This is a genomic window from Terriglobus tenax, assembly GCF_025685395.1.
Classification (GTDB): Bacteria; Acidobacteriota; Terriglobia; order Terriglobales; family Acidobacteriaceae; genus Terriglobus; species Terriglobus tenax.
The window spans coordinates 1,363,737-1,389,779 of sequence record NZ_JAGSYA010000004.1 but is presented as its reverse complement, the minus strand read 5'-3'; the positions used below and the strand labels follow the sequence as shown (position 1 = coordinate 1,389,779).

At 61.3% G+C, this 26,043-nt stretch carries 24 protein-coding genes; 12 read left to right on the top strand and 12 right to left on the bottom strand.

The annotated features are described in order from the left end of the window. The first annotated feature begins 6 nt into the window (after positions 1-6). The gene (locus OHL13_RS11235; protein WP_263410218.1) at positions 7-945 is read left to right on the top strand and encodes a cation diffusion facilitator family transporter; all 939 of its coding nucleotides are present in this window, start codon (positions 7-9) and stop codon (positions 943-945) included. Here OHL13_RS11235 and OHL13_RS11230 read toward each other — a convergent pair. Together OHL13_RS11230 and OHL13_RS11225 are read right to left on the bottom strand one after the other, a co-directional pair. Further along, the gene (locus OHL13_RS11230; protein WP_317889922.1) at positions 942-1,574 is read right to left on the bottom strand and encodes an FmdE family protein; all 633 of its coding nucleotides are present in this window, start codon (positions 1,572-1,574) and stop codon (positions 942-944) included. The two genes, OHL13_RS11235 and OHL13_RS11230, sit on opposite strands and share 4 nt — an antisense overlap. A gap of 7 nt (positions 1,575-1,581) precedes the next feature. Continuing rightward, the gene (locus OHL13_RS11225) at positions 1,582-2,271 is read right to left on the bottom strand and encodes a hypothetical protein (protein WP_263410217.1); all 690 of its coding nucleotides are present in this window, start codon (positions 2,269-2,271) and stop codon (positions 1,582-1,584) included. On the opposite strand from OHL13_RS11225, the gene OHL13_RS11220 reads away from it, so the two are divergent. Together OHL13_RS11220 and OHL13_RS11215 are read left to right on the top strand one after the other, a co-directional pair. After that, positions 2,270-2,413: a hypothetical protein gene (locus OHL13_RS11220; protein WP_263410216.1), complete on the top strand. Its 144-nt coding sequence runs from the start codon at positions 2,270-2,272 to the stop codon at positions 2,411-2,413. The genes OHL13_RS11225 and OHL13_RS11220 overlap by 2 nt on opposite strands. Before the next feature lie 74 nt (positions 2,414-2,487). Next, positions 2,488-3,000, top strand: a complete 513-nt coding sequence (locus OHL13_RS11215) for a bactofilin family protein (protein WP_263410215.1) — start codon at positions 2,488-2,490, stop codon at positions 2,998-3,000. Positions 3,001-3,077: 77 nt separating this feature from the next. Here OHL13_RS11215 and OHL13_RS11210 read toward each other — a convergent pair whose 3' ends face one another. From OHL13_RS11210 to pheT, 3 genes are all read right to left on the bottom strand, one after another. Further along, a complete protein-coding gene (locus OHL13_RS11210; RefSeq protein ID WP_263410214.1) occupies positions 3,078-3,401 on the bottom strand; it encodes a cell division protein ZapA in 324 nt (107 codons plus the stop codon). Positions 3,402-3,412: 11 nt separating this feature from the next. Then, positions 3,413-3,694 (bottom strand): hypothetical protein, encoded by a 282-nt coding sequence (locus OHL13_RS11205; protein WP_263410213.1) that lies wholly within the window; start codon positions 3,692-3,694, stop codon positions 3,413-3,415. A 96-nt stretch (positions 3,695-3,790) separates the two neighbouring features. Then, positions 3,791-5,863, bottom strand: a complete 2,073-nt coding sequence (pheT, locus tag OHL13_RS11200) for a phenylalanine--tRNA ligase subunit beta (protein ID WP_263410212.1) — start codon at positions 5,861-5,863, stop codon at positions 3,791-3,793. Positions 5,864-6,174: 311 nt separating this feature from the next. Here pheT and OHL13_RS11195 point away from each other — a divergent pair, with 311 nt between their 5' ends. Next, entirely contained in the window at positions 6,175-6,612 is a 438-nt protein-coding gene (locus OHL13_RS11195) for an OsmC family protein (protein WP_263410211.1), read from the top strand. Between the two features lie 65 nt (positions 6,613-6,677). Here OHL13_RS11195 and OHL13_RS18630 read toward each other — a convergent pair whose 3' ends face one another. Next, positions 6,678-7,001, bottom strand: a complete 324-nt coding sequence (locus OHL13_RS18630) for a hypothetical protein (protein ID WP_317889921.1) — start codon at positions 6,999-7,001, stop codon at positions 6,678-6,680. Positions 7,002-7,169: 168 nt separating this feature from the next. Beyond that, the gene (locus OHL13_RS11185) at positions 7,170-7,538 is read right to left on the bottom strand and encodes a hypothetical protein (RefSeq protein ID WP_263410210.1); all 369 of its coding nucleotides are present in this window, start codon (positions 7,536-7,538) and stop codon (positions 7,170-7,172) included. Between the two features lie 111 nt (positions 7,539-7,649). Between OHL13_RS11185 and OHL13_RS11180 the strand changes: the two genes are divergently transcribed. From OHL13_RS11180 to OHL13_RS11165, 4 genes are all read left to right on the top strand, one after another. Next, on the top strand, positions 7,650-9,875 hold the full coding sequence (locus OHL13_RS11180; protein WP_263410209.1) for a S9 family peptidase: 2,226 nt from the start codon (positions 7,650-7,652) through the stop codon (positions 9,873-9,875). 70 nt (positions 9,876-9,945) lie between these two features. Then, positions 9,946-10,491: a regulatory protein RecX gene (locus tag OHL13_RS11175; protein ID WP_263410208.1), complete on the top strand. Its 546-nt coding sequence runs from the start codon at positions 9,946-9,948 to the stop codon at positions 10,489-10,491. A gap of 71 nt (positions 10,492-10,562) precedes the next feature. Beyond that, on the top strand, positions 10,563-11,456 hold the full coding sequence (locus tag OHL13_RS11170; protein ID WP_263410207.1) for a hypothetical protein: 894 nt from the start codon (positions 10,563-10,565) through the stop codon (positions 11,454-11,456). A 72-nt stretch (positions 11,457-11,528) separates the two neighbouring features. Further along, positions 11,529-12,038, top strand: coding sequence for a DinB family protein (locus OHL13_RS11165; RefSeq protein ID WP_263410206.1), 510 nt, complete (start codon positions 11,529-11,531; stop codon positions 12,036-12,038). A gap of 79 nt (positions 12,039-12,117) precedes the next feature. Here the strand turns inward: OHL13_RS11165 and OHL13_RS11160 are convergent, their stop codons facing one another. Beyond that, the gene (locus OHL13_RS11160) at positions 12,118-13,266 is read right to left on the bottom strand and encodes a GGDEF domain-containing protein (RefSeq protein ID WP_263410205.1); all 1,149 of its coding nucleotides are present in this window, start codon (positions 13,264-13,266) and stop codon (positions 12,118-12,120) included. A 170-nt stretch (positions 13,267-13,436) separates the two neighbouring features. Here OHL13_RS11160 and alaS point away from each other — a divergent pair, with 170 nt between their 5' ends. Continuing rightward, on the top strand, positions 13,437-16,373 hold the full coding sequence (gene alaS / locus OHL13_RS11155) for an alanine--tRNA ligase (RefSeq protein ID WP_263410204.1): 2,937 nt from the start codon (positions 13,437-13,439) through the stop codon (positions 16,371-16,373). 248 nt (positions 16,374-16,621) lie between these two features. After that, entirely contained in the window at positions 16,622-18,841 is a 2,220-nt protein-coding gene (locus tag OHL13_RS11150; protein WP_263410203.1) for an N-acetylmuramoyl-L-alanine amidase, read from the top strand. 225 nt (positions 18,842-19,066) lie between these two features. Here OHL13_RS11150 and OHL13_RS11145 read toward each other — a convergent pair whose 3' ends face one another. Further along, complete coding sequence (locus OHL13_RS11145) at positions 19,067-21,517, bottom strand: TonB-dependent siderophore receptor (RefSeq protein WP_263410202.1); 2,451 nt, start codon at positions 21,515-21,517, stop codon at positions 19,067-19,069. Positions 21,518-21,764: 247 nt separating this feature from the next. Then, a complete protein-coding gene (locus tag OHL13_RS11140; protein ID WP_263410201.1) occupies positions 21,765-21,932 on the bottom strand; it encodes a hypothetical protein in 168 nt (55 codons plus the stop codon). 160 nt (positions 21,933-22,092) lie between these two features. Here OHL13_RS11140 and OHL13_RS11135 point away from each other — a divergent pair, with 160 nt between their 5' ends. Continuing rightward, positions 22,093-22,935 carry a helix-turn-helix domain-containing protein gene (locus tag OHL13_RS11135; protein WP_263410200.1) on the top strand — a complete coding sequence of 281 codons (843 nt, stop codon included), beginning with the start codon at positions 22,093-22,095 and terminating at the stop codon, positions 22,933-22,935. 132 nt (positions 22,936-23,067) lie between these two features. On the opposite strand, the gene OHL13_RS11130 is transcribed toward OHL13_RS11135, so the two are convergent. Together OHL13_RS11130 and OHL13_RS11125 are read right to left on the bottom strand one after the other, a co-directional pair. After that, complete coding sequence (locus OHL13_RS11130; RefSeq protein ID WP_263410199.1) at positions 23,068-24,198, bottom strand: alpha/beta hydrolase; 1,131 nt, start codon at positions 24,196-24,198, stop codon at positions 23,068-23,070. Between the two features lie 47 nt (positions 24,199-24,245). Next, positions 24,246-25,436 (bottom strand): M23 family metallopeptidase, encoded by a 1,191-nt coding sequence (locus OHL13_RS11125; RefSeq protein WP_263410198.1) that lies wholly within the window; start codon positions 25,434-25,436, stop codon positions 24,246-24,248. A gap of 148 nt (positions 25,437-25,584) precedes the next feature. Between OHL13_RS11125 and OHL13_RS11120 the strand changes: the two genes are divergently transcribed. After that, on the top strand, positions 25,585-26,031 hold the full coding sequence (locus OHL13_RS11120) for a cupin domain-containing protein (protein WP_263410197.1): 447 nt from the start codon (positions 25,585-25,587) through the stop codon (positions 26,029-26,031). The last annotated feature ends 12 nt before the right edge of the window (positions 26,032-26,043 follow it).

Here is a 26,043-nt window from a genome sequence, read left to right as displayed (position 1 = left end):
GAGACAATGCATGTTCACGGCAGCCCGACCGGAAAGACGCAGCGCGTTCTGCAGATTTCACTCGTACTGACGGCGCTCTATGTTCTGGCGACGCTGTGGGCCGGCATACGGGCGCACTCCCTGGCCCTGGTGGGCGAGGCCGGACACAACGCCAGCGACTTCCTTGCCATCCTGCTCAGCTTTGTCGCGGTGTATTTCCAGGCCAAGCCGGCTAATGATCAGAAGACCTTTGGCTACCAGCGCGCCGGTGTGCTGGCGGCGTTTGTGAACGGCCTGTCGCTGATCGTCGTAGCCATCCTGATCGGCTTTGCCGCCATTGGCCGGCTGTACAAACCGGTGGATGTGGAAGCCGGAACCATGATGATTGTGGCCGCCCTGGGCGTGGCCATGAATGGTGTGGTGGCGCTGATGCTGTGGCGGGTCGGCCGCGACCTGAACCTGCGCTCGGTCTTTCTGCACATGTTGGGCGACGCACTTTCCACTGCCGCCGTCATCGTCGGCGGAGCCGCGATTGAATGGACGAACCTGCGGTGGATTGACCCGGTACTGTCGCTGGGCATCGCGGCCATGATCCTGTGGTCAAGCATCGGCATCGTCCGCGAGACGCTGAATATCCTTCTGGAAGGCACGCCGCGGAATCTCTGTCTGGCTGATGTTCGTGAGGCGATGCGCGATGTTCCGGGGGTACAGGATGTGCATGACCTGCATGTCTGGAGCCTTGGCTCCTCCAGCTACGCCCTGGCCAGCCATGTAACGGTGGGCGATGTCCCCATGCAGGACCAGACGGGGATTCTGGATGCGATACGCCTCTCACTGCGCAAGGGCTTCCACATTACGCACACCACCATTCAGTTTGAGATGGAATGCTGCCCGCGCGCCGAAGAGAACTGCTGCGCTCCGCCGGAAGAAGAGCACGAAGGCTGCAGTCACACGCACGCCCACTAAAGCGGCTGGTAATACCGTTCAGCCACAGTGGCGCAGGCGCGGCACAAGGTCTTTTCATCTCTTACAACAAACCGGTCATAGTTAATGCCTTCGCCACAGACGGCGCAGGCCACGCGCTCCCCTTTGTAACCGGGAAATTCCTTCGGCGGCAGGTGGACGGAGACCCATTCTTCCGTGAACAGGTCGGCCTCGGGCATCTCGCGATAGGCCAGCATCTGCTGCGTGTTCTTCGGTTCAATGTGGGGATAAAGGTCCTTTGCCCGCTGCTTGCTGCTTTCCAGCGCACAGACGCGAATGGCTTTATAGCGGTCGCCCCCCAGCGGCAGGGACAGGTCGGCAAAGGTCGCCGCCATCTTGCCGTAGTCGACCGGCTTGAGTGCGCGCTTTCCCAGGCGGCAGCCGGTCACCACCCCGATGGCGTCGGTGGCGCAGCGGTCAATCTCCACCCAGGTCACCAGCCGCTTACGGTCTTTGCCGTACGGCTCGTCAATGCCCAGCCGGGTACAGGCCAGCATGGCCATGCGTACGCCCAGAATCTGTCCGGCGCAGAGGTGTCCGTGCGCGGCCTCGGCTTCTTTGAGCAGCTCATCCAGAGAAAGCATGGGGTTATGGTAGACCTTCTTTGCCACCCCGGACTTACTTCTCGTCCTCGTCGTCTTCGACCAGTGAGGCCGCGGTGCCCTGCACGTTGAAGCTGAGTGGCTGCGCGCCTGTGGGCGTTACGCTGACACGCAACGGGTCGCGCTGCCACGCGATACCGCTGCACGGCGGCTGTTGCAGAGGCTGCGCCGGCAACGGGCCGAGTTTTTTGCTGACGATGGCCTTGCGGCCGTTTAGCTGGGCGACAACAAAATAAAGACCGCCACGGGTTGTGGTGGAAAGGCCACAGTAGGCGGCATAGTCGCGGTACCAGATGGCGTCGGAGACAACGGGGTCGAAGTCCGGCAGGTGTAACGCGGTAATGTGGCCTGTGTTGCGATCCACCAGCAGCCACGGGCCGGGTTGCCAGGTCCACCGCGGGGCTTCTCCGGGCAGGGCATCGTTCAGCTTCAGAACGCGGCGAATCACGAAGCTGCGGTCGGTAATGTCATGCGGATCGCCGGTGGTCCATTCTTTCTGACGGCCGTCGATCACCAGCGGACGCAGGGGCAGAGAGACGGCTTCGCCGGCACCGGGGGGAGTATAGGTCGTCTTGCGAACACTGCCGAGAGAGACCGTATGGATCTTGGGGAGAGGGGCCGCCCAAAGAGGTTGGCCTTCGTATGTCCACCACAGACATACGAAGGCCAGCAGCAGCGGCACAGCAGCCGGACAGGATTTCTGCATGCCGGTCAGCGTAGTTGCTGCTTTACAGATGTGCAAGTGTTTTTTGCCGGTTATTTCCCGGGTTTACAAGGTGGATGCCCTGTGGGAAACCTTCCTGGAGATTTCTGCAATGTTTGCCTCCGGGGGATTAACTGCGGAGTAATATCACCCTATAAGGGCAGCGGACGCGAGCCGCAGTCAACACACGCGTACGAACGAAAGGAAACAGGATTCACCATGTGGAAACCGAACCAGCCCGGCAACGTGCCCACTTCAACCCCCGAACCAATTCGTCCGAGCACGCCAGCTACCGGCTATGAACCGGCAGCGGTACGGACACCTGCTTCTTCCACACCTGCTGCCGCTGCCGGCGAGCAGGCTACGATCGGCAAATCCCTCGTCGTCAAGGGCGAAGTCTCGGGCTCCGAGAGCTTGTTTATTGACGGCAAGGTCGAAGGCGCGATCAATCTGCCGGGGAACCGTGTCACGGTTGGCCGTAATGGTCAGGTGGCCGCCAATATCAGCGCGCGCGAGATTGTCGTGCTGGGCAAAGTACGCGGCAACTGCCAGGCCAGCGACCGCGTGGAAATCCGCAGCGAAGGCTCGCTGACGGGCGACGTGATCGCCGCCCGTATCAGCATTGAAGACGGAGCTTTCTTCAAGGGCGGTATCGACATCCGCAAGCCTGGGCAGGAAGGCAAAGGCCCCGCGATCGTCGAGAAGACCGAGCCTGTGGCAGCGGAAGCCTAAACGCAAGCGGCAACACAAACAGAAACGCCCCGGGAGATTGCGCCCGGGGCGTTTCTGTTTGCAATTGAAATTCGGGGCTATCCGGCGCGGCGTTCGCCCAGGACCTCATCCAGCAGGTCGGTCAGCGAATCGGTGTGGCTCCGCACGGTGGCGGAGGTCTCTTCGACGCTGCCTGCCAGCTCCGCATAGCGGCGACGGGTCTGCTCCATCTCGTCGGCGATGTTCAGTGCGGCAAGTACGGCAACGCGCAGGGAGTCCACAGTTGCGCCATGCGAGGCAACGGCGCGCATTTTCGCGTCTACCGCCGCGGCAAGTCGCTCAATGTAGGCTGGATCGGTGCCGCGCAGGTTGTAGATCTGCCCGAAGATGTCGACGCTGACGGGTTGGGGGACCTCTGCCATCGCTTCTCCTCCTACAGCGTTTCCAGCTGTTCCAGCAGCTTCTCCATGCGTCCGCGCACGCTCTCACGCTCGCCACGCAGGCTGTCGAGCTGCTGCTGCACGTCGGAGGTCTCCATCTGCTGCAGCTCAAGCTGCTCCTGAAGAGACTGCACCTGCAGATTCAGCTGCTCCACCTTGGTTTCCGCCGTGGCGCGCTCTTCGCGTTCCTTGCGGATGATTTCAACGGCGCGGAGAACCTTTTGTTCAAGCGCCTGCAATTCGTCAACATTCACGGTGGTGGCTGTGGTGCTCATGGTTAAAAATCTACCTCTTCTGGGCGAAGTATAGCCCTGACGTGCGTGGATATGCGGCCGGAAATCCACAATCCGGGGAACCTTGCTTGGCACCTGCTATGTGCGCAGCTTGCCACCCAGGGTTTCCAGTGTCTGCATGATCGACGCAGACCAGGCGGAAAGCTCTTCCTCGCGCAGGGTGCATTCCTGCGACTGGAAGAGCACACGCGTCAGCAGCGAATAGTGTCCGGCGGCCACGGCCTTGCCCTTCGGGTCGCGGAAGATCTCGACCGGGGTAATGCGCAGCAGTTCGGCGATACCCAATCCATGGATGGCGGCTTCCACAGCCGACCACTCCACCGTATCCGGGAAGACAAAGGAGAAGTCGCGTTCCACGGCCTGGTAGCGGGAGATCTCATGCGCCAGCGGCGTGCGCAGCGGGAAGGCAAACAACCTGGCCAGGTTGACCTCCGCCAGCCATACCGCCTGCTTCAGCTTGCGCTTTTGGGCCTCAGCCTGCGACAGCTCGCCGATCACGGCAACGACCTGGCCATTCAGGAAGACGGTGGCTCCACGGCCAGCCTCAACCCATGTGGGCAGGTTCGCAGCGGCGTAAACCGGAGCGGAGACGCGGAAGCGGGCAAACAGCTTCTCCAGGGCGCCCTTCAACTCGTAGAACAGCGCATCGGCTTCGGAGACGAGCGCGGTGGCCCTGGCTCCGCCGGTTGCACCCAGTGAGAGCGAGGGCTCTTCCACGATGGTCACAGTGGAGCCGGTAAAGCGCGTTCCCATCTCGTACAGCCGCACGTCGCTGACATCGCGGTTCAGGTTGGTGGCCAGCATGGTGGCCATGCCGGGCAACAACGACGGACGCAGGTTCCCGGCCTCTTCGCTGAGAGGATTTCCCATCGGAACGCCGCCGCCGGCGAAGGTCACCGAATCGGCCTCGGAGGCGAAGGTGCTGGAGATGGTCTCGGTGAATCCGGCGGCCAGCAGGGTGGACCGCACGGCGCGCTCGGGGGCTTCGTAGGGCAACTCCACCACGCCGCCCGCGAAGGATGGCAGGGTATTGGCGAAACGGTTGTAGCCGTAGACGCGGGCGACCTCTTCAAGCAGGTCGATCTCGCGCTCGATATCCAGGCGCCATGAGGGCAGCGTGACGTCGTATGCGCCTTCGCCCGTAGGAGCGAGCACGCAGCCCAGGGCGGTCAGGTATTGCTCCACAACGGCGGCGGTAACGCCCTTGCCGTCGGTCGTGGTGCCCAGCAGGCGCTGTACTTCGCTGACGGCCAGCGCAATCGGAGCGCGCTTCGCGGTTTTCGCTTCCTGCGCGGGGACGACGACGTCGGTCAGTTCGCCGTGCAATGTTCCGCCACACACTTCCAGAATCAGTTTGCTGACCAGTGCGTTGGCTGCGGCAGCGGCGGCCAGGTCGGCACCGCGTTCAAAACGGTGCGAGGCATCGGTATGCAGGCCGTGGCGGCGCGAGCTCTTACGGATGCTGGCCGGGTCAAACCACGCGGCCTCCACCAGGATGTTTTTCGTCTCCTCGGTGACGCGCGAGTCCCAGCCACCCATCACGCCGGCCAGACCAAGGGCTTTCTTCTCGTCGGCGACCACCAGCTCGTCGCCCAGCATGGTCTTTTCCGTTCCGTCCAGCAGCTTGATCGTCTCGCCCTTGTGCGCGGTGCGGACAACGATCGCGCCCTCGATCTTGTCCAGATCGAAGACGTGCGTGGGATGTCCCATCGCCAGCCATGTGTAGTTGGTAATGTCGACCGCGTTCGAGATCGGCTTCTGCCCCAGAGCGGCAAAGCGCGAAAGAATCTCGCCCTGCGAAGGCTGGATGGTTACGCCACGAATCACGCGGGCGGTGAAGCGTCCGCACAGCTCAGGAGCTTCAATGCGTACCGGGTAGGCATCCCCAGCGGCAGGCGTGGGCAGCGTCAGGTCCAGCGTCGGCAGCGGCACGTCGTAGATGGCTGCAGCCTCGCGGGCGACGCCGTAGTGGTTCATCGCATCCACGCGATTGGTGGTGATGTCCATCTCAAACAGAGAGCCATTGCCATCGGGCAGGTCGAAGACGCCCTCGACGGCAATGCCGCGCAGGGTCAGGTCATCGGCCAGTTGACGGTCGGAGACAGAGATCGCAGGGAGGTACGAACGGAGCCAGTGAGTAAGAATCTTCATTGCGAATTGACCTGTCTAGTCTATCGAAATGAAGACAATGGAAGCGACACTCCTGCCTTCGCCTCAGTAATAATCGGCGCAGGACATGTAATAACCGCACTGGTGGCAGATCAGTTTGCACCGGCGGCTCTCCAGGCGGGAGCTGCAGGTGGGGCAGTACACTTGGTGGTGCTCACCCGTCGGGGCTGCGTCTTCCGTGACCGGGGTGTCTGGTTCCAGGGGCAGCTCCGCTGGCATCTGCATGGCAAGCAGCATACACGCAACGCAGTCGAAATCGCAGCATCTAACCCGGTACAAGGAGAAAGAACGCAATGGCAATCGCAGATCGCACAGCAACCGCGGTATGGAAGGGCGGACTGAAGTCCGGTGGCGGCGTCATTACGACGCAGAGCGGCGTGCTGAAGGAGCAGGAGTATTCGTTCGTGACCCGCTTTGAGAATAAGGTTGGCACCAACCCGGAAGAGCTGATCGCCGCCGCGCATGCCGGCTGCTATTCCATGGCCCTGTCGGCCGAACTGGACAAGGCCGGACATCCGCCTGCCTCCATTGATACCACCGCCAAGGTCACGCTGGACATGGTCAATGGTGCACCGACGGTCAACAAGATCCTGCTGACGGTGAAGGGCAGCGTTCCGGGCATCGACGCCGCCAAGTTCCAGGAGTTTGCCGAGGGCGCGAAGAAGAACTGCCCCATCAGCCGCCTTCTGGCCGCCGCCGAGATCACGCTGGACGCGCAGTTTGTTGGATAACTGGATGGTTTGGAGCAAATAAAAATCCCCGCCACATGGCGGGGATTTTTTATGAAGACCGAATGTTACCGGATGCGAACGCCGAAGCTGACGCCGGGACGGTAGTAATACGGCGGCGGTACCGGGCGCACATACACCGGGCGCGGAGCTACGTAGATCGGACGAGGTCCGTAGTAGCCATATCCATACGGACGGTAGTAGGCCGGGTAGTATGGACGGTAATAGGGGCGGGGAACCGGGCGGGCATAAACGGGACCACCATAAACGGGTCCGCCAACATGCACACCAATCGCTACCTGGGCTTCACTTTTCTGCGGGGCCGCCACCAACAGAGCGCCGGCCAGCGCCGCACCTGCCATCCACTTCGAAATCGTCTTGAGAGCTTTCATCGCGTCACCTCCTGCGTACGTCTGGTTGAACGGTTATTTCCGGTTGTTGTTGCGCGCAACCTTTTTTCCTGTTCCGGGTCGCCGCGCTAGGTTCTGCTGGAGCAAATACTTCAGAGGGAAAACCGGGGGCGGAAGAATACTGTCCGCCCCCGGTCTGTGGGTTAGCGTTTAGCGGCGTCCGTGGTCGAAGTCGCGACCGTTGTTGTAGAAGTTGCGTCCATGGTCGCGGCCATAGCCACGGTCGTGGTCACAGTCGTAACGGTGATCGCGTTCCCAGCGCTCATGCTCGTAATACTCGCGGCGGCGCCAGTCATCGCGGCCATAGTAGCTGGTGCCGTAATAGCCATTGGTGTAATAGCCACCATTGCTGTAGCCATAGGCATACGGATACGCAGGCTGGGCAACCACCACCGGGCCGCCGATCTGCACGCCAAACGAGACATGCTGCGCCTCAGCCTTGTGCGAGAGACCGAAGAACATCACGGCCGCCATGGCCGCTCCGCCCATCCACTTCGTTGCCTTCGAGATCGTATTCATATGCGGTAACCTCCGCCTTACGTGAAGGTCAAACGCAGTTTCGCGCAGGGTGTTTCGCGCAACCTTTATGCAGAGGACGGGTTGCGCATGCGGGTTTAGACTGGATGCCTTATGCGAGCGATTTTTCTGAGCAGTGCCATCGCGCTGACGGCGGCCGTCGCGGCCTTCGGGCAGGCGGGTAACTCCGCCAAACACCCCATGACCTTTGAAGACCTGCAGAAGATCAAGCGGGTCGGCGACCCACAGGTCTCGCCTTCGGGCAAATGGGTGCTCTTCTCGGTGACCAGCGTGGACCTGGCGGCGAACAGGAAGACCACGCACCTGTACACCGTTCCGGTGGATGGCAGCGCGAAGGAGCAGGCGGTGACCGCTACGAAAGATGGCGAGACCGGAGGTCGCTTCTCCCCGGATGGAAAGCAGGTGCTCTTCCTCTCAAGCATGGAGGGCAGCCAGCAGATCTATCTGGCGCCATGGAATGAGGCCGACGGAACGCTGGGAACGGCGAAGCGTCTGACCAGCCTCTCGACTGAGACGGACGGAGCCATCTGGTCGCCTGACTCCAAGTCGATTGCCTTCGTCAGCGACGTCTATCCCGAGTGTGCGCAAAACGGCGCGGTGGACGATGCCTGTAACAAGGCCAAGGATGACGCCGCGGCAAAGAGTCCGGTGAAGGCTCAGATCTTTGATGGATTGTTGTATCGCCACTGGGACCACTACCAGGGGCAGAAGCGTTCGCACATCCTGCTGGTCAGCGCAGACGGCAAACAGATGCGCGACCTGACGCCGGTGCGCGATATCAAGGACCACATCGCGCCGACGTTCTCGCTCGGCGGACCAATGGGGTATGCGTTCTCTCCAGATAGCAAAGAATTCGCTTACGTCGTGAACATGGATGAGACTCCCGCGGCCAGCACGAACAACGACATCTACACGCTGGACCTGACAGCAGCGAGCCCTAAGCCGGTAAAGATTACGACTTCTCCGGGAAGCGATGATGCTCCAGCGTATTCACCAGATGGGAAGTATCTCGCGTTTCGCTCGCAGGCACGGGCGGGGTATGAGTCGGATAAGTTCCGGTTGATGCTGTATGACCGAGAGAAGAAGACGACGAAGGATTTGTTGCCGAAGTTTGACGGATGGGTGGATGAGTTTATATGGGCACCCAATTCTCAACACATCTACTTTGCGTCAGGAACACATGGTGGTGAATTCCTTCAGTCGATTGGAATAAACGAAGAGACGCCTGCTTTCTACGTAACCATGCTTTCGCCGACGGGGGAACTAAGCGACCTGCATGTGACACCTGGTGGTGAAAAGGTGATTGCCTCCAATATGACTGTTCGGGAGCCGTCGCATGTCTTTGCTATATCTCTGGAAAAGCAGGTACGTCCAGAGGTCCAGATTCCAGCATCTGTGTCGGACGCCGGACCGCTCGCTGGTAAAACGGTCGGCGGCAGTCCTATTACTCACCTGAATGATCGGATTCTCGACAGCCTCGATTTACCCGGGATGGAACCCTTTACTTTTGCCGGTGCCAACGGCACCAAAGTTCAAGGCTTCCTCATCCGCCCACCGAACTTCGATCCCAATAAGAAATACCCGCTGAAGTTCCTCATCCACGGCGGCCCGCAGGGCGCTTGGGGCGACGCGTGGAGCTATCGCTGGAATCCGGAACTCTTCGCCGCCAACGGCTACGTTGTCGTGATGATCAACCCGCGTGGCTCCACCGGCTACGGGCAGGCATTCATCGACGGCGTCAACGGCGACTGGGGCGGCAAGCCCTACGTTGACCTGATGAAGGGCCTCGACTACGCCGAAGCGCACTTCCCGTTCATCGACAAGACGCGCGAATGCGCTCTTGGCGCAAGCTACGGCGGCTTTATGGCCAACTGGATTCTGACGCACACCAACCGCTTCGCCTGCATTGTGACGCACGACGGCATGTACAACCCGCAGAGCGCCTACGGCTCGACGGAAGAGATGTGGTTCAACGAGTGGGAGTTCCGCCAGCTCGGCGCGAAGGAGCCGGGTCAGCCGTGGAAGTATGCCTCGCTACCCGCGGCGCAGGACCCCTTCCGCAAGTGGTCGCCCATGCTGAACATCGGCAAGGCAAAAACACCGACGCTGGTTATCCACGGGCAGAAGGACTACCGCCTGGACGTGAGCGAGGGCTTCCAGCTCTTCACCGCACTGCAGCGGCTGAAGGTGCCCAGCAAGATGCTCTACTTCCCCGATGAAGGCCACTGGGTACTGAAGCCGCAGAACTCGCAGCTCTGGTACAAGACGGTGAACGACTGGTGCGACCAGTGGACACACACAAACGCGTACGCGAAGTAGTTGGATGGTTCGATCCGAAAAGAAGTAGACCCCTACGGGATGACAAGCAGGGAAAACAAAGACGACATCGATGCCCTTTCGAAAACCCAAACCGCGCGAACCGCTGACCGAGACTGAGCTGCTGGACTACGCGGCCGGAGCTCTTGGCCGCCGCATGCTCACCGTGTCCGAGCTGCGCAAGCGGCTGAAGATGCGCGTGGAAGACAACGCCGAGGGCGAAGCGAAAATCACACGCGTGATCGCGCGGCTGGAAGAGATGAAGTACCTCTCTGACCCGCGTTTTGCCGCCGACTTTACGCGTCTGCGGCAGGAGAACCAGGCCTTTGGCAAGCGCCGCATCGCGAATGATCTGCGCAACAAGGGTGTGGCGCAGCCGCTGATTGAGAGCACGCTCACCACGGCCTTTGAAGACGTGAAGGAGCTGGACCTGGCGCGCGAACATCTGCGCAAGAAGCGTCTGAAGCCTCCCACCAACGAGAAAGAGGCCGCGCGTATTGTGCGGCGTCTGGCGACGGCGGGCTTCTCCATGGGAACCATCTTCGCGGCTCTGAAAGAGCTAAAGGCCAGCGACGAGGTGCTTTCCGAGGTGGAAAGCATCCAAGAAGTTGAAGAGTAATGGCCCTCAAGACAAAAAACAGATTCCTTCTGGGTGACAAACAGGAAAAGCAGCAGTCAGGTGATCTCTCTTTGTCATTTTGCAGCGAAGCGGAGAAATCTGCTTCGCTGCCGCAACAGGTCGTTGCTATTGACTGGTCGGGCCGCATCGACACAGCTGGCCAGCGTCGCCACATCTACGCCGCGCACTGGAACAATGGCAAAGTCACACTCACCAACGGCCGCACGCGCATGGAGACAGCCGAGTGGCTGATTGCGCTTGCAAAGAAGAACCCCTCGCTGGTTGTCGGCTTCGATTTCTGCTTCAGCTTTCCCGCATGGTTCCTGGCGGAGATGGGTGCGAAGACGGCGCCTGCATTCTGGCGGATGGTGACGGAAGAGCACGGTGAACGCTGGCTCTCGCGCGCCTGCGAAGACCGCCGCTTCTGGGGCAAGCCGCACAAGCGCCCGGCGGAGTTCAGCGGCGAACAATTGCATCGCATGCTGCGGGCCACCGACATCGACTGCAAGTTGATCGCACATATCCCGGAAGAGGAGCGTGCGCTGCGGGTGAAGGGCATTACGCCAAAGTCGGTCTTCCAGATCGGCGGCTCGGGTTCGGTTGGCACGGCCTCGCTGCGGGGGATGGCGGTATTGCTGGCGTTGCGGGATGCGGGTTTCTCTGTATGGCCCTTCGACAAGCCGAACCTGCCGCTGGTGGTGGAGATGTACTCACGTCTGAACACCGGGCCGGTGCATAAGTCGAACCCGGAGAAGCGCGCGGAGTACCTGCTGCGCAAGCGCAAGGAAGACCCTGCCTATGCCGCCCTGCCGCGTGGTGTGCTGCAGACAGCGCGCGCGGGCGAAGATGCCTTCGATGCGCTGGTCAGCATGATGGTGATGGTGGAACGGCGCGCGGAGTTCCCACACCTGCCACGCCCCAAAGATCCTCTGCACACCATGGAAGGTTGGACCTGGGCCCCATAGCGGCCTTATGCGCGGGATGATTCTGCTTATAACGATAGAGGAATCACCAGCACATGCTTCACACTGTTGGGCATGAGCAAGGTCACGGTTTGGTTTGAGCGGACGTTTGCATTTGGCTATCCGGTAGAGTTGGTCCCCAACCTGTTGTCGCGTCTGCGGGGGGCTCCCGCGCGTGTGGAAGAGAGCATGCGTGGCATCCGTCGCGAGGTGCTGTTCCATAAGCCGGAAGGCAAGTGGTCCGCGCAGGAGCAGGCAGGGCACATGCTGCAGCTTGAGCCGCTGTGGCTGGAGCGCGTCGAAGACTTTGTGCGCGGCAGCCAGGAGCTGACGCCGACCGACCTGGCTAATCGCGCGACCGACGAGGCGGAGTACAACGGGCAGCCGCAGGAAACGATTGTGGCCGCCTTTCGCGCGGAGCGGGCAAAGCTATTACATCGCGTGGCGGAACTCGATGCAGCGGCGTGGACGCGGAGCATCGTGCATCCGCGCATGAAGGTGCCTATGTCGCTGGCAGACCACCTCTACTTTGTCGCGGAGCATGACGACCATCATCTGGCGCGGATCTGGGAGATGGTGGATTAGAGTTCTGAGCGTATAAGAGATTGTCATCTCGACCCGAGCGCGCAGCGCGGAGTGGAGAGACCTGCCTTTCCGCGGGCGGCTACGCCAGCAGAAAGGGCTCAATCTCAGACGACGGCACAACGCGATTGCGGCCGGCGGCTTTGGCGGCGTAAAGAGCGCGATCCGAGAGCTTGATCAGCTCTTCCAGGGCCACCAGTTGTCCTGCCAGCGTGGTGACGCCGACCGAGACGCGGACCTCGAACTCATGCTCCTCGGCGCGCACCTTCAGTTCAGAGATCTCGGTGCGGATGCGCTCGGCGATGGCGTTGGCGGTCGATTGCGGCGTCTCCGGCAGTACGACCATGAACTCATCGCCACCCAGGCGGGCCAGTACATCGGTTGCGCGAACGGAGTGGCGCAGGGCGTCGGCCACGGTGCGCAGGGCCAGGTCGCCGGCGTGGTGGCCAAAGTGATCGTTAATGCCTTTGAAGTGGTCCATGTCGAGCATGATGGCGGAGATGGTGCCGCCGTTGCGGGCAGCGGTCTGCAGCAGGCGCAGCACCTCGATCTCAATGGCGCGGCGGTTCAGCACGCCGGTCAAAGGATCGGTCATGGCCAGCTTTTCCAGGTCGCCCCGAAGCTGTGCGGCTGACATCCAGATGAAGCAGAAGGCGATGCCGGCGATCACCACCAGGTCCAGCCAGATGAAGTAGAAGCTGGGCACGTGGTAGCGGTAGACCATGTATCCGCGTACCGAGTTGACGGCGGCAAAGAACAGGAATACGCCACCCAGCAGGCGCGCGGCTGTCCGCACGCCCGGTTCCGCCGGGCCGAAGAGAACCCAGGCGGTCATCAGCGAGGGCAGCGACATCATGGCGGAGATAACCGCAACGCGCACCGGGATATTCGGGTACAGCGCGGAAAAATACACCACCCCAACCAGGCCCAGCAGGCACACACCGAGCACGGCCATCCACATCTGCTGCATGCGGCCCAGAAAGCTGGTGACGGCGCGGTTCAGGCAGACAAGTTCGACGACAAACAACAGGTTGGACAGCACGATGCCGACGGCTACCGGCAGGTGCTCCCGCGAACCCTGCAGCGCCAGGGCGGTGCCCCCGGCAAAGTTGGACGCGACAAACCAATACGCCCCGCGCAGGCCCGGATTCGCCATCGAATTGATCAGCATGGTGAAGCCGAACAGGAACAACAGGCTCGACTGCACGAAAAACAGGGTATTGATATCCATGGCGGCATGTCCGCTGGGGAACGGACGGAACAGTAATAAGGATTTGTTGGGGTTAGTGTTGCAGGCGCCACTCCGCGGCGCAACAGAAATCCTCGGGGCCGGGACGGAAGCCGTTCCTGGAGGCGAGAGGCAGGTGCAGACGGCTTGCACTGCTAAACTTTAAGTACCTTATGCAATACCGTTCCGGAAGCCAGATTCGCGAGGATTTTCTTCGCTTTTTCGAGACCAAACAGCACCGCCGCGTTCATTCGTCGTCGCTGGTGCCTGCCAACGACCCGACCCTGCTGTTTACCAACGCGGGCATGAACCAGTTCAAGGACGTCTTCCTTGGCGCGGAAAAGCGCGACTACTCGCGCGCCACCACCAGCCAGAAGTGCGTCCGCGCGGGCGGCAAGCATAACGACCTGGAGAACGTTGGCTTTACCCGCCGCCACCACACCTTCTTTGAGATGCTGGGCAACTTCAGCTTTGGCGACTACTTCAAGAAGGACGCCATCGCCTACGCGTGGGAGCTTCTGACCAGCCCGGAGTGGTACGCCATCCCCAAGGACAAGCTGTATGTCACCATCTTCGCGGGCGAAGGCTCCGTCCCCCGCGATAACGAGGCGGAAGAGTTCTGGATCGCCACCGGCGTTCCCAAGGACCGCATCTTCGAGATGGGCGCCAAGGACAACTTCTGGCAAATGGGCGAGACCGGCCCCTGCGGCCCCTGCAGCGAGATCTTCTACGACCTCGGCCTCGAAGCCAGCGAATCCGGCGAGGACAAGCCCTTCCCTCAGGATGACCAGCGCTACGTCGAAATCTGGAACCTGGTTTTCATGCAGTTCGACCGCGCCAGCGACGGTACGCTGACTCCGCTGCCGAAGCCGTCCATCGACACCGGCATGGGCCTCGAACGCATCTCGGCTGTCCTACAGGGAAAGCTCTCCAACTACGAGACCGACCTCTTCACGCCGCTGATTGCAAAGGCCGCAGAATTAACGAATTTTCAATACACTTACGAGCCTCGCTTTTCTGCAAACGTTGCTCTTGATCCCGATCCTGCATTCGAAGATAGACAGCGCATTGAACAACGTCTTTCCAGTGCTTCCCTGCGCATCATCGCTGACCACTCGCGTGCTGCGACCTTCCTGATCAACGACGGCGTGCTGCCCGCGAATGAAGGCCGCGGCTATGTGCTGCGCAAGATCATGCGCCGCGGCATCCGCCACGGTCGCCTGCTCGGACAGGAACAACCCTTCATGCACCAGATGGTCTTCGCGGTGCGGGATGAGATGGGAGTCGCTTATCCCGAACTGCATGAAGCAGCGGATCGCATCGCGAAGGTCGTCTTGCAGGAAGAGCAGCAGTTCGCGCGAACCATCCAGATTGGAAGCCGGGAACTCGATCAGATCCTGCATAACGCAATGGCGAAGGCAGTCGCAGATGTTCGCTTTGATCAGGAGAACTTGCTCAAGTACCAAAAGGCTTATGAAGCTACTTACGGGAACAGCGGAAGCCTCGACGATGATTGGAAAACATACGATTCGAATCCTTCCGCTGTGATTCCGAAGCTCTACAAGCCAATCGGTGAATATCTCAAGGATTCAACTCATGTAGGCAAGCTGGATGGCAAGGACGCCTTTTTCCTCTACGAAACTTTCGGCATGCCCCTCGATTTCATGGAAGATGCCGCGAGGGATATGGGCCTGTTATTTGATACAGGTAGCTTCGAGCGCTCTAAAGAAGAAGAGCAAGCCCGCGCCCGCGCCTCCTGGAAAGGCGGCTCCCAGAAGACCGCATCGCCCGTCTATCGCGAACTGCCGAAGACCGACTTCCTCGGCTACCGCGATACCCGCGCAGACGGCGCAGAAGTGCTCGCCCTGATCAAAGACGGCGTCGGCGTTCCCGAACTCCTTCCCGGCGATGAAGGCGAGGTCGTGCTCGACAAGACCAGCTTCTACGCCGACTCCGGCGGACAGGTGGGCGATACCGGCTGGCTCTTCCCGACGGACCACACCTCCGCTCTGGCTGAGGTACGCGGATGCACCAAGCCGGTACAGGGCATCTTCGCGCACAAGGTGCTGGTGAAGCGGCCTATCGCCGTGGGCGACCGTCTCGATGCCGTGGTGGACGACGTGAACCGCGCTGCCATCGTCCGCAACCACACCGGAACGCACCTGCTGCAAGCCGCTCTTAGAGAAGTCCTGGGAACGCATGTGAAGCAGGCCGGCTCGCTGAACAACGCCCAGCGGCTGCGCTTTGACTTCTCCCACTTCTCGCAGGTGGCCGACGAAGAGTTGGAGCAGGTCGAGTCCATCGTCAACGAGCAGGTGCTGAAAAACACGAAGGTGCAGGTCTTCGAAGACGTGCCCATCGACGAGGCGATCAACGACCTGAAAGCGATGGCGCTGTTTGGGGAGAAGTACGGTGACCTGGTGCGCGTCATCAAGATCGGCGACTTCTCCACCGAGCTCTGCGGCGGCATTCACACCGGCGCCACCGGTGAGATTGGCCTGCTGAAGCTGGTGGGCGAAGGCTCTGTGTCGTCAGGTGTTCGGCGGGTTGAAGCTGTCTCCGGCACCGGATCGCTGGCCGAGTTCCGCAAAGACTTCGATGTGGCCAAGGTCGCCTTGCAGATCGTGGGCGCGTCGACCGCAGCGGACCCCGCCGTTGCGCTCCGCGACAAGATTGCCGCGCAGGAAGAGGAACTGAAGAAGCTGAAGCGCGAGCTGGACCAGGTGCGCATGAAGTCGGCTGCATCCGCCGTAACCGGCGACAATGCGGTCGACGTCAACGGCATCAAGCTGATCGCCCAGCGCGTTCCGGGTCTGGACCGGAACCAGATGCGCGAACTGGTGGACAACCTGCGCAACCAGATCGGCACCGGTGTCGTTGTTCTTGGCACTGCGACTGAAGATGGCAAGGTCGCGCTGATCGCCGGAGCGACCAAGGACATCGCCGGAAGCAAGGTGCACGCGGGCAAGCTGGTCGGCGCGCTGGCGGCGAAGGTCGGCGGCAAGGGCGGCGGACGTCCTGACCTGGCAGAGGCCGGCGGCACAGACGCCTCAGCGCTCGACGCGGCGATTGCTTCGTCTGCGGAGACGTTGAAGTCGTTGATGGCATAGGAGTTCAGGTGCCCTACCCACACGACGTCTGGGTGGGTGGGGCACCACGGATTTGTTGCAATCAAACCCGCCCTCGCTCAGCGAGGGTGGGGCATCCGGCTCAGTAAAAACCTCACCCCCATTTACCACACGAGTACGCTCTGGCATTTGCCCCGTTTTGAGGGTTAACTGCTCGGTAAACTGAAGGCGTTTCGGCAATTGGCCGATGCTGCCGCATGGGTGTCTCTGCTTCAATCCGCTCCGGAGTTGTGATCGCTCTTTGTGCTTCGTCACTGGCGCTGGCGGCGGTGCGGAAGAAACCGGTCATCGTGTCGCCGTGGCAGAAGGCGGAGCAGCTTCGTCAACAGCTTGAGGCCACGCCGGAGCAGCAGCGTTCACGTGCTGTGTATACCCGTGCGCTCGAAGCCTACCGTGCCATTTATCACGACAATCCCGGCGATATGCACGCACCGGCGGCCATCTTCACGGTGGGAGAGCTGCTGGCCGAGCAGGGCCGCAGCCTGAACGACGCCCGGTCGTCCGAGGCGGCGCTGGGGCAGTTTGAGTTCCTGCGCAAGCAGTATCCCGGCTCGTCGTTGCGCATTCCGGCGCTGCTGGCCGAAGGCATCATCGCGCAGAACGACCTGCAGGACACGAAGCTGGCCAAGCAGAAGTATGACGAGGTGGTGCACCGCTATCCGCGTTCCAGTGAGGCAAAGGACGCGCAGGCGGGTCTGGCCGCGCTGAAGAGCGGAGGCCGTACCGCCACAAAGCAGACGCTGGTGGCCAGTGCGGCACCGGCTCCGGTAGAGACTCCAGCGCCTGCACCCCGGCAGGCACAGGCGGAGTCGTCACGGCTGCCGGCCATGCCACTGACCTCTGGTGCAGCCTCAGGATCGCCTATCCGCCCGCTGCCTTCTACCGCGGCGGTGGATGCGGTCTCGCAGAAGCTGCAGCCGGTTTCCACAACTCCCATGCCCCGCAGGAAGGGCGCGCTGGCACAGGTCAGCGGCATTCGCCACTGGTCAACGCCGGACTACACGCGTGTGGCCATCGACCTGGGCGACGAGGTGCAGTATGAAGCTGCCCGCGTGCCGAGCCCCGAGCGCATCTTCTTTGACCTGCACGGCACACGGCTGGCGCAGGAGTTGGTGGGGAAGAACTTTACCGTCACCGACGATGGATTCCTGAAGAAGATCCGCATCGCGCAGTTTTCCAACGACGTCACCCGCGTGGTGCTCGACGTGAACAACGTCACCGAATACTCGGCGTTTCTGTTGCCGAACCCGTACCGTCTGATCATCGATATCCATGGCGCCAAGGGGAAGGCTCCGGCGGCGGAAACCGTTGCGGCGCAGCAGTCGCCTGTGGTCAGCAAGCCTGTGGCAGAGGAGCGGCAGGGTGTCTCCCGGCCGTCGAACGATCAGCCACTGATCGATGATGATCTGCCACCGCCCGCTCCGGAGAAGAGCGTTGCTCCCGTAGCCGCGGTGCCCAGCACCATTGCCACGCAGCAGAACAACACGCACGATGTTGCTTCGGTCAGCGCGCAGCCAGGCAAGGTAAAGGCCACCTCCGCGCCGACCTCGCAGCCGATTGCCGCCAATACCCGCTCAAAGGAGGTTGCCGCGGTCGATCTGCCCGCTCCTCCGACGGATAAGAAGACACGCAAAGGGAAGAAGATTGCTGTCGCGGACGAGTCGCTGGGGCACATGGCAACGCCGACCGCCGCCGGGGAGACCTCGCTGGTGCGTGCTCTCGGCCTGAAGATTGGCCGCATTGTGATTGACGCAGGCCACGGCGGACACGACTCCGGCACCATCGGCGTCGATGGGCTGATGGAAAAGGATGTCGTGCTCGACGTCGCCCTGCGGCTTGGCAAACTGCTGCATGAGCGGCTTGGCGCGGAGATCGTCTACACGCGTTCCGACGATACGTTTATTCCGCTGGAGACGCGCACGGCCATCGCCAACAAGGCGCAGGCGGACCTGTTCCTGTCCATCCATGCCAACAGCTCGCGCGATGAGACAGCGCGCGGCGTGGAGACCTACTACCTGAATTTCACCTCGCAGCCTGACGCCCTGGAAGTGGCCGCGCGCGAGAATGCCGTCTCCAACCAGTCGGTCTCGCAGTTGAGCGACCTGGTGAAGAAGATCACGCTGAAGGACAAGATCGAGGAGTCGCGCGAGTTCGCCTTCGATGTGGAGCAGTCGCTGTACGGAGGCCTGCAGAAGGGCAATGACGGTCTGAAGAACCGCGGCATCAAGAAGGCTCCGTTCGTCGTACTGATTGGTGCGAACATGCCGTCGATCCTGACTGAGATCTCGTTTGTGACCAATCCGAAGGATGCTGCACAGCTTCGCCAGGGCGACTACCGCGAGCGTATCGCCGAGTCCATCTACAAGGGTGTGGCCCGCTATACCAGTGGCCTCAGCGGCATGAAGCTGGCGCAGGGCAACAGCGCGGAATCAAAGCCGACCGGGAATTAGGCTTGTTTGTTGCCCGTTCTTAGCGCCTGCGCGGAGGGTGGGTATCGCGCAGGCGACCCTTCTTTTTACTGCCAATGCAGATTTGGCTTGAGAAGCAGATTTCTCCGCTCCGCTGCGAAATGACAAGACAAAAAAGCACAGCGTGCAGAGTGCAAAAAATAGGGTGCACTGCCGGGAGGGAAGGCAGTACACCCAATCAGCCTTGTCAGGGGCTGTGAGAAATCGTTAGAAGTTCCAGGACATGGTGCCGCGGATGACGCGCGGCTCGCCCGGCTTCACATACAGGTCGCTATAGGATCCGGCATAGTAACGCTTGTTGCCCAGGTTGTTGACGTTGAGCTGCCACTTGGCCGGTCCGCGCTGGTAGGTCACGGACGCGTCCGCGATGCCGTACTGGGGCAGGCGGAAACTGTTGGCTGTGTCGCCTGCCTGGTCAGTGTAGTGGCGTCCACCAATGCCGAAGCGCAGGCCGCGCACCGTGCCACGCGGAATCTCATACGTCGTCCAGAGGTTGAAGATGTGCTTCGGCGCGTTCAGCGTCGGCGTGCCTTCCGGAATCGTGACTCCGTAGACCAGCGCATCCTTGCTGTAGACGGCGTTCACATAGGAATAGGCCGAGGTAATGTTCCATCCCGCCATCGGATGCACGGTGGCTTCCAGCTCTACGCCGCGGCTGCGCTGCTCACCCGCAACCACCATGAAGTTCGGATGGGCAACGTCCGTGGTGGCCACGTTGGTGCGGTTCAACTGGAAGACGGCCAGTGTCGTCAGCAGGCGACCGTTGAAGTACGAGGACTTCAATCCGCCTTCCCACTGCTTGCCGCGCTCCGGGGGAATGTTGCCGGTCTGCGTGGCGCTGACGTAGGTCTGGCCGGACTGTGGCAGGAACGAGCGGCTGAAGCTGGCGTAGACCGTCGTGGACGGAATGAACTGCCAGGTCACGCCCAGGCGCGGCGTCTGGCCTACGCTGTTCTGGTTGGGCGAACCCTTGGTCTGGTTCTTGGCAAACTCCAGGCGTCCGCCGCCAGTGATGGTTACGTTGTGCGGCAAACGGATATGGTCCTGCAGGTAGATGCCCGCGTACTGCGTGACGGTCGCCGAGCTGGTGTACTGCACCAGCGGCTGGTACGGGTTCGCGTTGTAGACCGGGTTGTACAGGTCCAGCGGTTCGTCGCCGCCAATCCAGCCAACGGAGGTTCCCGGCTGGCGGAAGAAGTCAAAGCCCAGCAGGGCGCTGTGCTCCATGCCCAGCAGGCGGCCATGCGCTTCCATGTTGGTGTCTACCTCATGCGTCTGCCACGGACCGTCCCAGCTCAGCGCATAGCGGTACAGGGTGCGGTTGTCCGCGGCAAGATAGCTGGGGTAGTAGATGCGGTTCCAGTGCTGCTGATACCACGCGAAGCGCGCGTTCTGCCGCAGGGTAAAGTGTTCGCCCAGCGACTGGCGGAACTGGTAGCCGAACTGCTGGTTGGCCTGCGCAAGCTGGTTCGCATGCGAGTTCAGTTCGCCGATGTAGCGGCTGATGGGAATCAGGGTTCCGGTGGGCCCCGGAGTCACCGTTCCGATGGCCGGCAGCGGCATGCCCTGTACGCCGTTGTCGCGCTGCGCACGGCCGATCAGCGTCAGAGAGGTGGCAGGTGTGGGACGCCACGTCAGCGACGGAGCCAGGTAGTAACGATGGCGATAGGTGTGGTCCACGAAGGTGTTGGCCGAGTGATACAGGCCCGCCATGCGTCCGAAGAGCGTGCGCGAGGAGTTCAACGATCCGCCCACGTCCACCGCCGGGTCCAGGAACTTGAAGGTGCCGCCCGTCATCTGGATGTGCGCGAAGTTGTCCGGCACCGGCTTACGGGTGACGATGTTCACCAGGCCGCCCAGAACGCTTTGCCCATACAGGGCGGAGGAGGGTCCCTTCAGCACTTCCACGGATTCCAGGCCCCAGGTCTCTTCCATCATGCCGTTGCCGCCGCGCAGGCCGTCAATGTAGGTGTTGAATGAGGCATCAAAGCCCCGGATGCGGTAGTAATCCCAGCCGTCGTAGTAGCCGCCGGGCATCACGCCGGCTACGTTCTTCAGCGCGTCATCCAGCTTCACCACGTCCTGCGCGTCCATCAGCTGGCGGTTGACTGCCGTGATGGCCTGAGGAACCTCGTTGAGCGGAAGCTCAGTCTTGGTGCCGCTCAGGGTCTCGGTGGTGGCGTATTCATTGGCGGCGGAGACAGTCACGCTGCTGCCCACCTGCCCAATGCGCAGCGTCAGGTTTACCTCGGTTCCGGAGGTGGTGTTCTCCACGGAAACCAGCTGCTGGGTGCTGTTGAAGTTGGGCGCTTCCACCTGCAACAGGTAGTTGCCCGAGGGCACGGTCAGGGCGTAGGCGCCTGCTGCGTCCGTGCTCACCGTCGTGCGGAAGTCGCCGCAGCTCAGGGTGATCTGCGCCTGGGGAATGCGCGCGGCGGTCTGATCTGCCACGACGCCGGAGAGCCTCCGGGCCGGACCATGGGGAGCGTCGCTGCAGATCAGCGGTCCCGCACCGTCCGCCGGAGTTTCCAACGCTGGTCGCGTTGAGCCTGGGTTCTTCGCCCAGCTGCGGCCATGGGCCGTGGTGATCAAAAGTGCCAGAGAGGCAAAGCGCAAAACGCGCGCGGATGGGCTGCTCCAGAATCCGTGTGACTGCATGAGATACCTTTCCTTGCGCGCCGCCCTCTCACCGGCCGTGTTCCCGGTAAAAAGACAAACGCGATGATCTCTGCAATGGCGCACACGGTTGCCGTGCAGAAAAAGACCGTCCAGATATAGGACTTATCCAGTCCCTTTTATATAGGACTAGATTGGTCGCAGTCAAGTTGACGGACTGCATCTTCGGATTTCCGAAAAGGAAAGAAAGAGGGGGGCGGCCGGAGTGGCGCGCCCCTGGGAGGGATGCTTAGATGTGGGTCGCCACCAGAAGAAAGACTGCGGCCAGGAAGAGGACAGAGCCAAAGAGAAGGCCCGTAATGAAGCGCGCCGCAAAGCGCTCAGTCCCCGGTTTCGGGCGCGTTACGCCAACGCCCCAGATGAACGATTCACTGACCCACTCGCTGAACTTACCCATGACCAGCCTCCTGATCTACACACGTTAAGGATGGCAAGCCATGGGCTGCCGGATATGCAATTCTTGCGGTAATCCGGCGGAGCGTTCCAAGAGCAGGGGTAATCTAATCCACAGTATGCCGTTGGACGGACGCATCTCGGTCGTAGGGAAAGAAGGTTTGGTGCCGCTGTTGCCCGGTCCTGCCCGGAAGACCCCGCAGCCGTGGACCGGCCTTCTGCTGGAGCGGCACTCCGTGCGGTCGATGGAGATCCCGGAGCACGAGCACCGCGACCTGTGCCTGCACCTGCAGGTGACCGGCAACTCCGACTATGAGTGGTGGAACGAAGGGAAGAACCGCGTCGAGAAGAGCTCTCCCGGATCGCTGATCGTTCTGCCGGCAGGTACGCGCGATCGCCTGGTATGGACCGGCCCCTCGGACCGCTACCTCCTTTCCCTGAAGGCAGAAGAGCTAGCCAAACTGGCCGAGCAGACCACCGGATCGCCCGAGGTGGAGTTCACCCCGCGATGGGCCGCGCATGACATGGCACTGCGCAACCTGGTGATGGAGATGGGCCAGCAGGCAGAGAACGGCTGGCCCCTGGGAAGCCTCTACGCGGGCCTGCTCTCGCTGGACCTGCAGCACCACCTGCTGCGCACCTACGCAGGGCGGCCGTACAAGGCTCCGGAATTCAAAGGCGGCCTGACAAGGCCCCGTCTGCGTCATGCGCTGGAGTTCATGAACGAGCATCTCGGCGAGGATGTGAGCCTGGAAAAGATCGCGGACGAGCTCCAACTCAGCCCCTTTCACTTCGCCCGCGCTTTCCGCATCAGCGCCGGGAAGACGGCGCACCAGTATCTGCTGGACCGCCGCATGGAAGAAGCTCGCCACCTGTTGCGGAGCACCCGCGACGACATCGCGGAGATCGCCCTGCACTGTGGCTTTCAGTCCCCGGTGAACTTTACACGCACCTTCCGCGAGCGCGTCGGTGCGACTCCGTCGCAGTGGAGAGCCGCGGCGGGCTAGGACGGATCAACATAGATTCAAGAGAGCATTTTGCTTTGTCATTCCGCAGCCGCAGGCGGAGGAGTTTGCTTCTCTGCCGCGCGCAACGCGATACCCAACCTTCGCAAAACCGCGAAGAATGGGCAAGCAAGCCTATCGTCCTGTAGCCCGGTATCCCTGCCACAGATACTCCAGCGCCTCGGGCAGCGTCTGCTGTTTCACTCCACGGTCCGTGTGGCCTGCGTTCTGCGCGAAGACGAACTGGTAGTGGTAACCCTTCGCCTTCAACACGCGGGCCATGTTCTCGTTGGCCAGCACCCAGTCATGCATGTTGTCACGCATCACGTTGGGGTTCAGCAGATCACGGTCGCCGACCTCCATCCAGATGCGGAGGGGCTTGCGTGGAGATGCGGGAATCAGGTGCTCATGGAACTCCCATGCGCCATGTGGAGTCTTCGCGTCGCTGGGCCACTGCTGGTTGATGTAGGTGCCGGAGTAGGTAAGCACGCGGTGGTACCACTCCGGGTGATACCAGGCCATGATCAGCGCACACGACCCGCCGGAGCTTCCGCCCATGGTGGCACGGCCTTCGGGATCCTGCGTGAGTTTCACATGAAAACGCGACTCTACCTGCGGCAGAACTTCGTGTTCCACGAACTCGGCATAGCGAGCGGACATGGTGTCATACTCCAGACCGCGTTCGCTGCCCTGCGCGTCGCCTCCGCCGTTGGAGATGGAGATGACAATCATCGCTGGAACGCGATGTTCCGCGATCAGTGAGTCGAGCGTGGTGAACAGCACCGCATCCGGACCATCCGCTCCGATGATGAAGGGTGCGGATGTACCCGGAACATACTGTTTCGGTACATAGACCGTGACGCGGCGCGTGTATGGTGCAGGATGACTGGTGGTGACCACCAGCTTTGCAGGATCGTTCGGATCAGGCGTGCCGAAGGTGCCGGCTTCCCGCGCGATGCCGGGATAGAACCTGCTGTCGGCCGAGTCAAGAACGAACGCGGAGACATCGCCGTGTGGCACGTCTGTGCGGGGAAGCGTTTCCGGAGCGGGCGTATGCGTCGGCCCCAGGATGAAGTTGCCGTCCTCATTCGCAGGAGGCAGCTCAGCATCTGATAGTTCTTTCGCCGCAACGTAGCCCGGCGTATGCGGATCACGCGTAGGCGGAACCGGCCGGGCCGCTGCTGGTGGCGGAAGCGGCATTTGCGAAGAGACAAGAGACGACGCGAAGAGCAGAATGACAGCACACGGCAGGCGATAGAGAGACATAGGAATAACGCATTGGCCTCGCCGCGGAAGTATAGCCCGATTCAGCGCTACGGCGCGTGCTGGCGTGTACTCCTCATCGCTTCCCCGAAGTCGATGACCTCGTTATCGAGAGGGAGATCGTGCGTATGCTCTTCCTGGGTTCCCTTGCTGCTGGAGCGATAGCGAGCGATCAGGTAAGGAACGCCTTCTCCGCGAATCAGCCTGGGCGAGGTTGTGACCTCGAAGTGCAGATGCGGCTCGCGTGCGTCTCCGGAAGCGCCGACACGGGCCAGAAGCTGGCCGCGCCGCACGTGGTCACCGGCTTTTACGCGCAGGCTACCGGGCTGCAGGTGCATGTAATAGGCGAACTGGCCCCCACCAAGATCAAGGGTGATGGTGTTTCCCGCAACCGTCTCCAGCGTGATGGGGACCGCGGGATGAAATGCCTCTCCATGGCCGGGGATATTGTCCGGAAGGCCATCCTTCGAGGTGATCACACGGCCATCGGCAACGGCCAATACGGCGTTGCCGTACGAGTAGTAAGAATGCACATCCCGTGCATCGCCGCTAAACGATGCTCCATTCTGCATTTGTTTCCAATCGATGGCATAACGCCGCGAATCCACCGGGCTGCCGTCCATCACGAGAACGCCGCGCCGGTGATGATTGTCCTCGTCGTTGCTGGGGCCATCGGCGGCCAGCCAGTTCGCTCCTTCCAGCGGAGGCCCGAACAGGTGCAGGGTGGTATGGTGCGTTGCGATCCCGGCTCCTTCCAGCGCTGTATCGCCCATACGGATGCGGTGTACAACGCGCCGGGGGAAGTGCGCTTTACGGCCGGTGGCAATGGAGACAAAGACGATCGCACTTTGCCCGCCGCCAAGCGTCAGCTTGTTTTTGCCGGAGATATCGCCGATGGGCTGCACCATGGCGGCAAGCTGTTCAGCATCAAACGATGCAATCGGCGCGGCTTCCCCGGCATCCGCATCCAGCACCTCAAGACGGCTGAAGGTATGAGCGGACGATCCGTAGTTGGTCAGGTAAAGCTCATACATCAGATATGACTTCTCTCCGGAGGGGAACGCCGTGGGCTCAAAAGGTACGCGCATCTCAAGCTGCGTTGGCCACGCAAACGATTTGTCTGCAGGTTTCTTATCGCTGGAGCTGATCCTGGGCGGAGCATTGCGTACCGGACGTCCGCTTTGTGCCATCGCTGGATAGGCGTACAGGAGAACAATTGCTGGAAGCAGTAGAGAGCGCATGTTACTGCTACGCGGCAATCCGATGCGGAGTTCCGTTGTGCGGCATGAATGTTCGCCTGGAAGATGACCGGCATAGGTTGCGCTGGCTAAGATGGCTGTCGCCGGAAGTCGCACCCTATGCAAATCCCCGGCACGGAGGAATAACAGGATGAAACTGGATATCTGGAGAATTGCCGCAGCCCTCCTGCTGGCTGCGCCCTCTGTATTTGCTCAGAACCCCGCCACACCTGCCGCGAACAGTGCAACTGTGCTCGGCCCAACCGTCTTCCATTACGGCCAGCTCGCCGTGACGAAAAACGCAACCGGAGAGGTACGTTCTGTCGTGAAGCAGCCCACGGCCACGGTGGATGAACTGGAGATGCACATCACCACCCTGAACCCAGGGCAAACCTCGCATCCGGCGCACAAGCATGTGAACGAAGAGCTGATCCTGATCGACAGCGGCGAGTGCGAGACGCTCTCCAATGGCAAGTGGATTAAGGCGACGAAGGGCGACATCATCTTCAACGCATCGAACAGCCTGCACCAGATACGCAACGTGGGTACGACGCCAGCGCAGTATCACGTCATTAACTGGTCGCCGAATAAGAAGTAGCAGGAGCATCTG